This is a genomic window from Corynebacterium limaceinasi, from assembly GCF_046717465.1.
Lineage (GTDB): Bacteria > Actinomycetota > Actinomycetes > Mycobacteriales > Mycobacteriaceae > Corynebacterium.
The window spans coordinates 1,754,356-1,766,699 of sequence record NZ_CP177100.1 but is presented as its reverse complement, the minus strand read 5'-3'; the positions used below and the strand labels follow the sequence as shown (position 1 = coordinate 1,766,699).

Here is a 12,344-nt window from a genome sequence, read left to right as displayed (position 1 = left end):
ATGGTCTTAACCGCCCCTAAGTATATGTTTAATAACCGGTAAAAACAGCGCCCTTGACAAACTTTTATGCAGTAACTCACCGATGAAAATGTGTTGTAGCCTGCTTACCTCCCACTTAGTGAAATATGTCCTGTAGTGCCGGGATAAAACTCCTCTGATATTTGTGCCGGAAGTTCTCCCGCTACACCCCCGCGGAGTACCCCAGGCACGACAAAACCTCCCGTCCCCTTCGCGTGGAAGGAGCGGGAGGTATGCCAGTTAGCTAACTGCTTTAGATATCGAGGTCAGCCTCGAAGTCTGCAGTCTCCAGGCGGTCCTTGATGGTGGTGATGAAGCGACCAGCGTCTGCACCATCGATGACCTGGTGGTCGTAGGTGAATGGCAGGAAGCACATCTGGCGGATGGCGATGGCATCCTGGCCGTTCTCGTTGACCACGACGGCGCGCTTCTGGATAGCCGCGGTACCCAGGATTCCGGCCTGTGGCGGAACCAGGATCGGGGTATCGAGCAGGGCGCCCTCGGAACCGATATTGGTCACGGTGAAGGTGGCACCGGTCAGGTCATTCGGCTTCAGCTTGTTATTGCGGGCCTTATCAGCCAGCTCCGCAATCTGCTGCGCGATTTCCGGCAAGGACAGGTTCTGTGCCTTGTGGATGACCGGGGTGAGCAGACCCTTCGGGGTGTCTACGGCGATGGCGACGTTGACATCCTCGTGGTAGGTCATCTCCTTGGTCTCTGGGTCATAGGAGGCGTTGACGTTCGGGTGGGAAACCAGAGCCTCAGTGGTGGCCTTCACAATGAACGGCAGGAAGGACAGGTTGGCGCCGTACTTATCAATGAACGCCTGCTTGCTCTTCTTGCGCATATCCCAGATAGGAGTCATGTCGACTTCCTGCACGTGGGTAAGCTGTGCGGAAATCTGCAGCGCTTCCACCATCTTGGTAGCGGTGATTTCGCGGATGCGATTGACCTTCTTGGTGGTGCCGATAAGCTCCTGCTTTTCCGGATCTACGGACTTGGTGGACCAGCGTGCGCGTGGGGAGTCAGCAGCCTTCTTATCGTCGCCTTCCGATGCCTTCGCATCGCCCTCGCCAGCAGCGGCCAAGACGTCCTGCTTGCGGATGCGTCCGCCTACACCGGTGCCCTCAATGGAGTTGAGGTCCACGCCGTGCTTATCAGCCAGCTTGCGCACCAACGGGGTGACGTATGGAACGTTATCGCCGTTGTTGACCTTGGCGGAGGTGTTCAGGGAAGAATCCTGCTTCGGCTCTTCCTTCTTCTCGTCAGACTTGGACTCTTCCTTCTTGTCCTCGGACTTGGTTTCTTCCTTGTCTTCGGACTTGTCATCGTCGGAGTCGTCAGAGTCGTCGGAGGATGGTGCGGCGTTTTCGTCGCCGACGCGGGCGATGGCTTCGCCGACCTCGATGGTTTCGTCTTCTTCGGCGAGGATTTCTACCAGGGTGCCGGCAACGGGGGAAGGAATTTCGGTGTCGACCTTGTCGGTGGAGACTTCGAGTAGTGGTTCGTCTACCTCGACGGTGTCGCCGACGGACTTGAGCCACTGGGTGATGGTGCCTTCGGTGACGGATTCGCCGAGCTCTGGCATTTCGACATCGGTGGTCTCGCCGGAAGCCTTGGAGCTGGAGCCGGACTTCTTCTCGTCCTTGTCTTCCTTCTCCTCGGACTTGGTTTCTTCCTTGTCTTCGGACTTGTCATCGTCGGAGTCGTCAGAGTCGTCGGAGGATGGTGCGGCGTTTTCGTCGCCGACGCGGGCGATGGCTTCGCCGACCTCGATGGTTTCGTCTTCTTCGGCGAGGATTTCTACCAGGGTGCCGGCAACGGGGGAAGGAATTTCGGTGTCGACTTTGTCGGTGGAGACTTCGAGTAGTGGTTCGTCTACCTCGACGGTGTCGCCGACGGACTTGAGCCACTGGGTGATGGTGCCTTCGGTGACGGATTCGCCGAGCTCTGGCATTTCGACATCGGTGGTCTCGCCGGAAGCCTTGGAGCTGGAGCCGGACTTCTTCTCGTCCTTGTCTTCCTTCTCCTCGGACTTGGATTCTTCCTTGTCCTCAGATTTGTCATCGTCGGAGTCGTCAGAGTCATCGGAAGAGGAATCAGCCTCGTCTTCATCACCGATGAGTGCGATGACCTCGCCGACCTCGATGGTGTCGTCTTCTTCGGCCTTGATTTCTAGGATGGTGCCTGCAACGGGGGAGGGGATTTCGGTGTCGACCTTGTCGGTGGAGACCTCGAGCAAAGGCTCGTCCACCTCGACGGTGTCGCCGACGGACTTAAGCCACTGGGTAATGGTGCCTTCGGTTACGGACTCGCCCAGCTCGGGCATCTCAACGGAGTTCGCCATGAGTTTTAAGACTCCTCGAAAAGTTGGAAGTATTCTATCGCTACCGCACAATCTTACAGCGTGATGACCGTCATCGTGCAGTAGTGGGGTTAGTAATACCCTCCATGCGGGTAAACTAGTGGGTTATGTTCAACCTCTTCCGCCGCAATAAGTCCCGATCGCCACTGCGACCGCCCCGCGGTCCGGGAGAAACTATCCGCCCAGAAGACGAACAAGAACTCAAAATGTGGGCCGCCGATAAGGCTTTTATTGAGGCATTTATCGAGCCAGAGACCGTGGTCAATGAAATGTCCGTGGTCGTTGTGGATGAAAAGGGTGAGTTTATTCGCCGACGCATCGGCGGGCCGAAGGGGATTGACGCGGTAGGAAAACTATTGCAGTGCGACGTTTTTGATGTCGAAGAAACCGGGTACCCCCAACGCATGCGCGAGCGCATGGAACGCCAACGTATCTTGCGTAAAAGGGAAGAACAGCGCCTTCGCCGCGCGCGCTTTGAGCGCGGCGAAAACCCTGATTCGGGGCAGGACTTAAGTTAATCGGCCTAGACGATGGTGGCGCCGGCCTTTTCTAACTTAGCCAAGGCGGCATCCCCGCGGTCCGGATCAACGGGAGAGCAATACTCGCTTAAGACGCGGACGGAAAAGCCTTCCTTTAAAGCATCCGCCGCGGTTGCCTGCACGCAGTGATCCGTGGCAATGCCGACGATATCTACTGCGTCGATATCGTGCTCGCGCAGCCACTCCGCCAGCAAAACGCCGTGTGCCGCGCCCTCGAATCCGGAATACGCGGCGGTGTATTCGCCCTTTCGGAAATATGCTTGCGCAGGACCGATCGTCTCGTGCATCTGCGCCCCATAGGAATCGGCGACGCAGTGCACCGGCCAAGAATCGATAAAATCCGGGTCCTTAGCAAAGTGGGAACCCGGATCGATGTGCCAGTCCTGCGTGGCAACGACGGTGTCATACTCGGTCTGCAAAGAAGAGATCTTCTCTGCAACCTCGTTGCCGCGATCGGTGCCAAGCGCGCCGCCTGGGCAAAAATCGTGTTGGACATCAACGATGATTAAAGCAGTGTTCATAACTCCGCCATTTTATGCTCAGGCGGCTGCGCGGGGTATTACTTTGATTCAGCAATCTCGCGCAGGGCAGCAATGACGGTGCGGGTGGGAACGCCCGTACCCATCTTTGGCGTATAGCCATAAGCGCCGGTGGTATTGAAGGAAGGCCCAGCGACATCGATATGTGCCCATTCGATGCCCTCGCCCACGAACTGCTTTAAGTAGGTGCCGGCGTATTCCATGCCTCCCTCGCGCTTGGCGTTGATATTGCGGATATCGGCGCTGGCGGATTTCACGGATTCTTCGTGCTCTTCCAATAGCGGCATGGCCCAGGCATTTTCGCCGACCTCGCGGCCGATGCCCGCCATCCGGTCGCGGAAGTCTTCTGAACCCATGACGCCGGCGGTGCGCTCGCCTAGGGCGACCATCTGGGCGCCGGTTAGCGTGGCGGTTTCGATGAGGAAGTCGGGCTTATCCTCGCTGGCGCGCGCGATGGCATCGGCAAGCACGAGGCGGCCCTCCGCATCGGTATTGAGAACCTCAGAGGTGATGCCGCCGTAGTGGGTGATGACATCGCCCGGGCGGGTGGCGTTATCGCCCGGCATGTTTTCTGCCAGCGGCAGGGTAGCGGTGATCTTCACCGGCAGGTTGAGCTTGGCCGCAGCGATGATGGAGGCGGCCATGGCGGCGGAACCGCCCATATCGGAAATCATGTCCCACATGCCAGAACCCGGCTTCAAGGAAATGCCGCCGGTATCGAAGGTAATGCCCTTGCCCACGAGCGCCACGTGCTTCTTCGCTTTCTTCGGGTTCCAGCTCAGGCGCACCAGGCGCGGCGGGCGAGCGGAACCGCGGCCAACGGCGGTAATGCCGCCAAAGCCCTGCTTCTGCAGCGCCTTTTCATCCAGGATTTCTACCTCGAGGCCAACCTCTTTAGCCTGGTCGGAGAGGAAGTCTGCATAAGACTCTGGGTACAGCAGGTTGGACGGGGTATTGACCAGATCGCGGGCAATCACCACGGACTCCGCTGTGATCTTGGCCGCCTCGAACTCCTCGCGGGCGGACTTTTCTGCCACCACGGTAAAGGCGGCGGGCTGCTCGGAATCCTTGCCGGACTTAGAACGAAGCCCCTTGAACTTGTAGCCGCCCAAGGTAAGGCCCTCTACCGTGGGTGCGATGCCAAAATCGCCCAAGGAGGTGGCCACCTTTTCCAGCTTGGAAATCGAACGTGCGGCGCTGCCGGCGGCGCGGCGCAAGGTTTCTGCATCGAGGTCCTCGGCATCGCCTAGGCCGACGGCGATGATGGAATCGACCTCTGCCTTCTCAGGCGCCGGGATGCGGGTGACCTCATTGGCCTTACCGGTTGCCCCCACGGCAATGAAGGACTCGTATGCTTCGCGCAGCGCGGCCGGCTTGAGCAGCGAAGTCCCTGGAAGTTCAATGTTGTCTTCACCTTCGAATGCCGCGATGAGTAGCGCCTGGGCATTCTTCGGGGCCTTCTTTTCTAGCTTAAGTTCCGGAAACGCCCCACGTGCGGGTCCATCGTGCTGAGACATAAAATCCTCCTTTTTAATTGGTACTAATGAAACTTCTGTCCATGATACCGCGCTAAAGTGAACATATTCCTACCCAGCTATAGATAAAAGGAGTAGATTGTGGTCATGCTTGATTACACGATTACCCGTACGAATCAACCAACGGCGGCAGCAGATTTAGATAAAATCCTGGCCAATCCCGGCTTTGGCCAGCACTTTACGGACCACATGGTTACCATTGATTGGTCCACGGACAAGGGCTGGCACGACGCGCAAGTCCGCCCCTACGGCCCACTCACGATGGACCCGGCGAGCAACGTCTTCCACTACGGCCAGGCCGTATTCGAGGGCATTAAGGCCTACCGCCAGCCCGATGACTCCATCGTGACCTTCCGCCCCGATCAAAACGCGCAACGCTTTATTAATTCGGCGCAGCGCTTGGCGATGCCCGAGCTACCGCAAGAAGAGTTCATCGAGGCGCTGCGCCAGCTGGTGGACATCGATAAGAGCTGGGTTCCAGAGGCCGGCGGGGAAGCATCGCTCTACCTGCGCCCCTTTATGATTTCTACCGAGGTATCACTAGGAGTTCACCCGGCTAATGCGTATCGTTTCATTCTCTTGGCCTCGCCCGCCGGTGCGTATTTCAGTGGCGGCATTAAGCCTGTTTCGGTGTGGCTGTCTACCGACTATGTCCGCTCCGCGCCGGGCGGAACCGGTGCCGCGAAATTCGCTGGCAATTACGCCGGCTCTTTATTGGCGCAGGCCCAGGCCGAAGAAAAGGGCTGTGACCAAGTGGTCTGGCTGGATGCCATCGAACGCCGCTACATCGAAGAGATGGGCGGGATGAACCTCATGTTCGTCTACGGCACCGGCGACGACGCCGAGATCGTTACCCCGGCGCTGTCCGGCTCCCTTTTGCCCGGCATTACCCGCCAGTCCCTGCTGCAGGTCGCCGAAGACATGGGGTACAAGGTAATCGAGCGGCGCATCACCGCCGAAGAATGGCAGCGAGATGTGGAATCAGGGAAGATGACCGAGGCCTTTGCCTGCGGTACCGCCGCAGTCATTACGCCGGTGGGGCGCGTGCTTGGTGAGGATATCGACTTCAGTGTCAATAATAACGAGGCCGGCGAGGTCTCCATGGCCTTGCGCGAGCGCCTGACCGGTATCCAGCGCGGTGCTGTGGAGGATGCCCACGGCTGGTTGCAGACTTTGGTCTAGCACGCCACGGTGTAACGCGGCGCGAGGAGGACCTGCGCCGCGCAGTTAGGCCTCTGCCTGCGCGGCGTCCGCAGTAATTTCTACGCCCAGCAATAAAAGGGGTAGGGCAGCCAAGGCGCCAAGCGCCGGCACCGGCTCCATCTGCAGATCCAGCAGGGGATCCAGCCGCAGCTTCTTTAAGGCCAACCGGTGAGCCGGCTGCGGCGAGATGTTGGTAGCTAGGAGCCAGTCATGGATCCGCGTGTCTGCGGCGGCGGATACGGCGGCGGTGGCGGTTAAGGGGGCATCGACAAGCAGGGGCGTGCGCCGCCTAGCCGCCTGGGACATAAAGCCCACCAGCGCGGCCAATACGGGGGAGCCGCAGGCCTTAATGAGCTCCCGCCCAGTCAGATCGCGCATCCGAAACATGGAATCGCGAATGGCCGCAACCTTCGTCTTCCAGTCCTCGACGCTCGGCTGCTTGCCGACGACCACCACCGGCTCCTCCTGAGCCAAGACACCCATGACGGCTGCGGCAACCTGCGTGCTGTCGATGCCGCCCGGAATAAGCAGATCCGCACCGCCATCGATTTCCGCATCCGCCGCCTGCACTCCTAAGTCATAGGCGGTGGAGCAATCCGTCACCGTGACAGAATTAATGCTGGCCCCAACCCGCCGCGCCGCGGTCTCCGTGGCCAGGGGGATCCCTTCACCGTCCTCGGCGAAAATTACGGCCCGCACCCGCTGTGGCTCGGAAGCGGGGGATCGATCTTGGCAGGCGGCGAGCCACTGTGCGGCATCGCTTAGCCGGCCATAGGGATAAAGCTGCAGGGAATCAGCCATCAGTGTGCTTCCTTAAACGTCGGCCCCGCGCTCTACGCGCGGGCGAGGAATGCGCCACTTGCGGGGCTGGCTGGCGCGGGAAAACGCGTAGAATCCCAGGCCAAAACCGGTGGCGGTGGTTCCGGGGAACTTCTTGCGGACAGCATTATTAGCGCGGCGACCCAGCCAGATGCCGTCGATGGCGAAGATGAGGATAACCACCATGGCAATAGCATTGATGAGGCCGGCGATGCTTGGAGCTGCATAGGTCACAAAGACCACGACGATAAGGGCAAGCGCCATCGGCATTACCCATTCCGAAAGCGTACGGCGGGCATCGATCCAATCGCGCACGTAGGCGCGCTCTTCGCCCTGATCGCGGGCTGGGAGGAAGCGTGGATCGCCTTCGGCCATGCGCTCTTGGCTTTCGCGGTTGCGCTGGTTGCGCTCCTTGCGCTCTTGCTTTTTATATTCTTTCCATTCGTCCTTGCTCATGGACTTTTTGAGTTCCTTGCGGCGCTTATAGCGCTGCGCATCGGATACCCCATGTGGATCGCGCTTCACACCGCGCGCGATTTCTTGTTCCTGGCGCTTTGGCGTGGGACGACCCTTCGGCGGGGTATACCCCTTGCGGTGGGTATTTTCCTGAACTTCTTCCTGCACGGGAGCGGGTTCAGGGGAGGTCTTGTCATCTTTTTGCCACGGAAGTTTCACGCTGATCAGACTACAAGGTTTCGGCCCCAAGAGGGGAATAGGCCCGCCCACGGCGTTGTTATTACTATGGGCTACCTTTTCCCTCCTTGTAGATGCGGGTAGGGTAGTGGCTACGCAACCAAGACACATTTGAGGAGAAGTGATGACCGCTCCAGTTTCCGAAACCGGCGTCATTCTGACCGAGGCCGCAGCCGCAAAGGCAAAGGGCCTGCTTGATCAGGAAGGCCGCGACGATCTCTCCCTGCGCATCGCAGTACAGCCCGGCGGCTGCGCTGGCCTGCGCTACCAGCTCTACTTCGATGACCGCAGCCTTGATGGCGACAAGGTCGACGAGGTGGGTGGCATCAAGCTCGTCGTGGACAAGATGTCCGTGCCATACCTTACCGGCGCCAAGATCGACTTTGCTGACACCATCGAGTCTCAGGGATTTACCATCGATAACCCGAACGCTACCGGCTCCTGCGCGTGTGGCGATTCCTTCAACTAAACAGAAGGATAAAGAAAGAGGGTGAGCGCTTCGCGGCGCTCACCCTCTTTTTATGTCTTTAAAGCTCAGCGTGGAACTTTGCCCAGTTCGGCTTAAAGCTTGACCGGGTAGTCGCGCTGCTCGATCTGCGGGTCGATGCGCTTTTCCACAAAGATACCGTGCCAGATCATAACTGAAAGCACGGTCCATAGGCGGCGGGAGTGATCGGAGACGCCATCGCGGTGCTCCTTGAGCATCTCCAGGACTTCCTTCTTATTGAAGATGTCCTCGGTCTGGGAATCCTTGATGGTGTCTTGTGCCCAGCCGTAGAGCTCGTCGCCGGCCAGCCAGTGGCGCATGGGAACCGGAAAGCCCAGCTTCTTGCGGTTGAGCACGTGCGCGGGAACGATCTGTTCCATGGCCTTGCGCAGCGCATACTTAGTGGTGCCGTGGGAGATTTTCAGGTTATGCGGGATGGATTCTGCGACCTTGAATACTTCCTTATCTAGGAATGGCACGCGCAGCTCCAAGGAGTTGGCCATGTTGATCTTATCGGCCTTGACTAGGATGTCACCGCGCATCCAGGTAAATAGGTCAAGGTGCTGCATGCGGGCTACTGGGTCAAAGTCTTCCGACTGCGCATAGATGGGCGCGGTGACCTCGCGGTGATCCCATTCGCGCTTGGCCCATGGGATAACGCGCTGCATCTGTTCAAAGTTAAAGGAGCGTGCGTTGCCGTAGTAGCGCTCCTCCATGGTCATGGAGCCGCGGTTAAGCAGGGACTTACCCTTCATACCATCCGGCAGCACGCGGGAGAGCTTGCCCAGGCCTTGGCGCAGGGGAGAAGGGATCTTCTCAAATGGCGCGAGGGACAGCGGTTCCTTATAGATGGTGTAGCCACCGAAGAGCTCATCGGCACCCTCACCGGACAAGACCACCTTGACGTGCTTGCGGGCTTCTTGGGCCACGAAGTACAGCGGCACGAGGGAAGGATCGGCCACCGGGTTATCCAGGTACCACATGATTTTAGGAATCGACTCGGCGTATTCTTCCGGCGAGACGATCTTGACGATGTGCTCCACGCCGATGGCGGCCGCCGATTCCGCGGCCACGTCCACCTCGGAATAGCCTTCGCGCTCGAAGCCAGTAGTAAAGGTCAGCAGATCTGGGTTGTGGCGCTTGGCCAGGGTAGCGATGGCGGTGGAGTCGATGCCACCAGAGAGGAAGGAACCCACGGTGACATCGGCACGCATGTGCTTAGCGACGGAATCCTCCAGCGCTTCTGCAATCCGGTCAAAGAGCTGTTGTTCCTCGCCTTCTGGAACCTGCTGGACCGGGAAACGCGGCTTGAAGTAGCGCTCGGATACGACCTCCTCGCCCGGCTTCAAGGTCACCGTGCAGCCGGATTCCACGCGCCGAATATTGGCGTGCAAAGATTCCGGTTCCGGCACGTATTGCAGGTCCACGTAGTGCTCGATGGCGCGGCGGTCAAGGTTGAGTTCTAGACCAATGTCCTCGGCCATGTCCAAGATGCACTTCATCTCGGAGGCAAAGACCGTGCCGGCGTCCGTGGTGGCATAGTAAAGCGGCTTGATGCCAAAATGGTCGCGCGCGGCAAACATGGTCTTGGTCTTGGTATCCCAAATGACGATGCCAAACATGCCGCGGAGGTGCTCGACAACGTCCTTGCCCCAGTGGTGGTAGCCCACCGCAATGGGTTCGCCATCGCCTTCCGTATAGAAGGTATAGCCCAAGGCCTTGAGTTCTTCGCGGAGCTCAACGTAGTTGTAGATCTCGCCGTTAAAGGTAAGGGCATACCGCTCTGGCTCGTCCTCAGGGCCCCAGCGCAGGGGCTGGTGGGAATGTTCCAAGTCAATAATGGACAGGCGGTTAAAGCCGAAGGCGGCGTCGCCATCATGCCAAGTACCGGCTGCGTCCGGTCCGCGGTGGTGCATGCAAGGAAGCGACCGCTCCAACGCGTCGACATATTTGTCCACGTCACCGGTGGCCGCGAGCATGCCAAGAAGTCCGCACATGTAAAGATAGCTCCTTTTAATTAAGCGACTGGTGCTCGTTGTTCTACTTTACGGTGCGTGGGGTGGAAACCAGAAAGCGCCACGGCTTGGAGGAAGCTGCAGAAAAGCTTAAATTAAGCTTCCCCGTAAGGGTGCGAACTTTCGTATGATGGTCGGAATAGTTCCTTGTGAGTTAAGGCACATGGTGAAAGCGCAGACTGGGGGTACGGTTGGAACATTGTGCAGGTGGGGCGGTAACCTACTGAAACGTGGATATAAATTGAGCGCGCTGGGTTTCTTTTAAAGTTTCAAAATGGCTGGGAACCAAGCATTTATCCATTATTCTGATTGGGTAAGGGTGCTCTGTGAGTATTCGAGAAGTTTGTGTGGACAGAAAGGCAGAACACACGTGGGACAGCGTAATAAGCGCACCTTCGCCCGTAAGGCGGGCGTAGCTGGCGCACTTGCCCTAGGCGGTCTCGCCCTGGCTGGTTGTGACGTTCAGGCGCCAACTGCTGTAGAGAACCTCCTGGGATTCGGTTGGCCAAAGGGTGTTACCCCTGAGGCTGAAGCAATGTACAACTTCTGGATCTGGGTCTGGGTTGCAGCTTGGATTGTCGGCTTCATCATGTGGGGCCTATTCCTTACTGCAATTTTCCGCTGGAGCGCGAAGAAGGCAAAGCGTGATGGAAAGGGTGAATTCCCGCGCCAGACGCAGTACAACGTGCCATTGGAAATGGTATTGACCATCGTTCCAATCCTGATCATCATGACCTTGTTCTTCTTCACGGTGCAGACCCAGCAGAAGGTCACCGCATTGGATAAGGATCCAAAGGTCACCGTTGATGTCACGGCATTCCAGTGGAACTGGAAGTTCGGCTACGCCGAGAACCACGTCAACGGTGAGAACTACAACGGTGCGGACGAAGCACGTCAGGCTGAAGCGGAAAAGACCGCCCATGACCCTGAGGGTGTGGACAATCCCAACCCAATTCACGGTAAGTCCAAGGGTGACCTTTCCTACCTCAACTACAACAAGATTGAGACCGTAGGCTCCACCGAAGAGGTTCCGGTTCTGGTACTTCCTTCCGATACCGCAATCGAGTTCCGTTTGGCTTCCGCTGACGTTTCTCACGCGTTCTGGGTGCCGGAGTTCTTGTTCAAGCGCGACGTCTATGCACACCCTGAGGCCAACGCCCAGGAACGCAGCTTCCAGATCGAATCGATTGATAAGCAAGGCGCCTTTGTCGGCCGCTGTGCTGAGATGTGCGGTACCTACCACTCCATGATGAACTTCGAGGTTCGCGTTGTGTCCCCAGAGGACTTCAATGCCTACATGGACTTCCGTGAGAAGAACCCGAACGCCACCAACGCCGAGGCGCTGAAGGAAATCGGCCAGGATCCGTACGCAGTTACCACCCACCCGTTCTCCGGTGAGCGTGACACCGCCGATGGTGACAACTACGTTAAGACCGCGGCATAAGAGATAAGGACATTACACAATGCGTGCAACATCGAAAGTCTTTTACTCAATCGCGACCTACCTTTTCGTCTCGCTGATTGTTTATATCTTTGGCGTCACCCTCGTGAAGGATGATGGTTACCTCTACGGCGCCGAGTGGGTGGGCATCGTGGGTATGTTTCTCTCCGTCGTGCTCTGCCTCATGCTGGGCGGCTACCTGCACTTCACCGATAACCGCAGCGACGTTCTGCCGGAAGACTGGGAAGAAGCAGAGACCGAGGACTCCGCCGGTATCTTGGGCTTCTTCTCCCCAAGCTCCATCTGGCCACTGGCCATGGCAGGCTCCATCGGCTTCTTGGGCCTCGGCGTCATCTTCCTGTACTACTGGCTCATCGCCTTGGGTGCCGTGTGCTTGATTGCTGCCTGCGCCGGCCTGTCCTTGCAATACGGTCTGCCTAAGGAAAAGCACTAGAAATCATCTAGTCGCAGCCACTGCCTAAACTTCTCAGCCCTCCTCACCATTCCTCGGTGGGGAGGGCTTTGGCGATCTGCGTCGGAAATCGACGGGCAAAGTTCCCGCGGTGCCCAATTTTTTTAGAGGAGGGGGAGAGGGGTTGTGCCCAGGTTTTAAGTGGGCAGCAAAAGTGCATACCAGCACGTAAACGGCTATTTCTGTGGGGGTCAACCGAAAGTTGCAAATGGGCCATT

At 58.1% G+C, this 12,344-nt stretch carries 11 protein-coding genes; 5 read left to right on the top strand and 6 right to left on the bottom strand.

Annotation, left to right across the window (positions count from 1 at the left end; translation table 11 throughout):
• Nucleotides 1-271: 271 nt before the first annotated feature.
• On the bottom strand, nt 272-2,365 hold the full coding sequence (sucB, locus tag ACLI1Q_RS08575) for a 2-oxoglutarate dehydrogenase, E2 component, dihydrolipoamide succinyltransferase (RefSeq protein ID WP_239275565.1): 2,094 nt from the start codon (nt 2,363-2,365) through the stop codon (nt 272-274).
• Between the two features lie 125 nt (nt 2,366-2,490).
• On the opposite strand from sucB, the gene ACLI1Q_RS08570 reads away from it, so the two are divergent.
• Entirely contained in the window at nt 2,491-2,901 is a 411-nt protein-coding gene (locus ACLI1Q_RS08570; protein WP_005283964.1) for a hypothetical protein, read from the top strand.
• Between the two features lie 5 nt (nt 2,902-2,906).
• Here the strand turns inward: ACLI1Q_RS08570 and ACLI1Q_RS08565 are convergent, their stop codons facing one another.
• Together ACLI1Q_RS08565 and ACLI1Q_RS08560 are read right to left on the bottom strand one after the other, a co-directional pair.
• On the bottom strand, nt 2,907-3,443 hold the full coding sequence (locus ACLI1Q_RS08565; RefSeq protein WP_239269740.1) for an isochorismatase family protein: 537 nt from the start codon (nt 3,441-3,443) through the stop codon (nt 2,907-2,909).
• Nucleotides 3,444-3,481: 38 nt separating this feature from the next.
• Nucleotides 3,482-4,978: a leucyl aminopeptidase gene (locus tag ACLI1Q_RS08560; protein WP_239269741.1), complete on the bottom strand. Its 1,497-nt coding sequence runs from the start codon at nt 4,976-4,978 to the stop codon at nt 3,482-3,484.
• A 105-nt stretch (nt 4,979-5,083) separates the two neighbouring features.
• Here ACLI1Q_RS08560 and ACLI1Q_RS08555 point away from each other — a divergent pair, with 105 nt between their 5' ends.
• Nucleotides 5,084-6,178, top strand: a complete 1,095-nt coding sequence (locus ACLI1Q_RS08555; RefSeq protein WP_239269742.1) for a branched-chain amino acid aminotransferase — start codon at nt 5,084-5,086, stop codon at nt 6,176-6,178.
• A gap of 45 nt (nt 6,179-6,223) precedes the next feature.
• On the opposite strand, the gene ACLI1Q_RS08550 is transcribed toward ACLI1Q_RS08555, so the two are convergent.
• Both ACLI1Q_RS08550 and ACLI1Q_RS08545 read right to left on the bottom strand, forming a co-directional pair.
• Entirely contained in the window at nt 6,224-7,000 is a 777-nt protein-coding gene (locus tag ACLI1Q_RS08550; RefSeq protein WP_239269743.1) for a nicotinate-nucleotide--dimethylbenzimidazole phosphoribosyltransferase, read from the bottom strand.
• A gap of 12 nt (nt 7,001-7,012) precedes the next feature.
• Nucleotides 7,013-7,693, bottom strand: a complete 681-nt coding sequence (locus ACLI1Q_RS08545) for a DUF3043 domain-containing protein (RefSeq protein ID WP_239269744.1) — start codon at nt 7,691-7,693, stop codon at nt 7,013-7,015.
• A gap of 142 nt (nt 7,694-7,835) precedes the next feature.
• Here ACLI1Q_RS08545 and ACLI1Q_RS08540 point away from each other — a divergent pair, with 142 nt between their 5' ends.
• Nucleotides 7,836-8,180, top strand: a complete 345-nt coding sequence (locus tag ACLI1Q_RS08540) for a HesB/IscA family protein (RefSeq protein ID WP_005283948.1) — start codon at nt 7,836-7,838, stop codon at nt 8,178-8,180.
• Between the two features lie 92 nt (nt 8,181-8,272).
• On the opposite strand, the gene asnB is transcribed toward ACLI1Q_RS08540, so the two are convergent.
• Nucleotides 8,273-10,195 (bottom strand): asparagine synthase (glutamine-hydrolyzing), encoded by a 1,923-nt coding sequence (asnB, locus tag ACLI1Q_RS08535; protein WP_284772037.1) that lies wholly within the window; start codon nt 10,193-10,195, stop codon nt 8,273-8,275.
• Nucleotides 10,196-10,583: 388 nt separating this feature from the next.
• Between asnB and ACLI1Q_RS08530 the strand changes: the two genes are divergently transcribed.
• Both ACLI1Q_RS08530 and ACLI1Q_RS08525 read left to right on the top strand, forming a co-directional pair.
• Nucleotides 10,584-11,657 (top strand): cytochrome c oxidase subunit II, encoded by a 1,074-nt coding sequence (locus ACLI1Q_RS08530; protein ID WP_239269746.1) that lies wholly within the window; start codon nt 10,584-10,586, stop codon nt 11,655-11,657.
• 19 nt (nt 11,658-11,676) lie between these two features.
• Nucleotides 11,677-12,108, top strand: coding sequence for a cytochrome c oxidase subunit 4 (locus ACLI1Q_RS08525; RefSeq protein WP_023023132.1), 432 nt, complete (start codon nt 11,677-11,679; stop codon nt 12,106-12,108).
• Nucleotides 12,109-12,344: the final 236 nt, after the last annotated feature.

What these genes read in the sequence shown, in the direction of transcription:
- sucB (WP_239275565.1), bottom strand. Translation starts at nt 2,365, where the DNA reads ATGGCGAACTCCGTTGAGATGCCCGAGCTGGGCGAGTCCGTAACCGAA.
- ACLI1Q_RS08570 (WP_005283964.1), top strand. Translation starts at nt 2,491, where the DNA reads ATGTTCAACCTCTTCCGCCGCAATAAGTCCCGATCGCCACTGCGACCG.
- ACLI1Q_RS08565 (WP_239269740.1), bottom strand. Translation starts at nt 3,443, where the DNA reads ATGAACACTGCTTTAATCATCGTTGATGTCCAACACGATTTTTGCCCA.
- ACLI1Q_RS08560 (WP_239269741.1), bottom strand. Translation starts at nt 4,978, where the DNA reads ATGTCTCAGCACGATGGACCCGCACGTGGGGCGTTTCCGGAACTTAAG.
- ACLI1Q_RS08555 (WP_239269742.1), top strand. Translation starts at nt 5,084, where the DNA reads ATGCTTGATTACACGATTACCCGTACGAATCAACCAACGGCGGCAGCA.
- ACLI1Q_RS08550 (WP_239269743.1), bottom strand. Translation starts at nt 7,000, where the DNA reads ATGGCTGATTCCCTGCAGCTTTATCCCTATGGCCGGCTAAGCGATGCC.
- ACLI1Q_RS08540 (WP_005283948.1), top strand. Translation starts at nt 7,836, where the DNA reads ATGACCGCTCCAGTTTCCGAAACCGGCGTCATTCTGACCGAGGCCGCA.
- asnB (WP_284772037.1), bottom strand. Translation starts at nt 10,195, where the DNA reads ATGTGCGGACTTCTTGGCATGCTCGCGGCCACCGGTGACGTGGACAAA.
- ACLI1Q_RS08525 (WP_023023132.1), top strand. Translation starts at nt 11,677, where the DNA reads ATGCGTGCAACATCGAAAGTCTTTTACTCAATCGCGACCTACCTTTTC.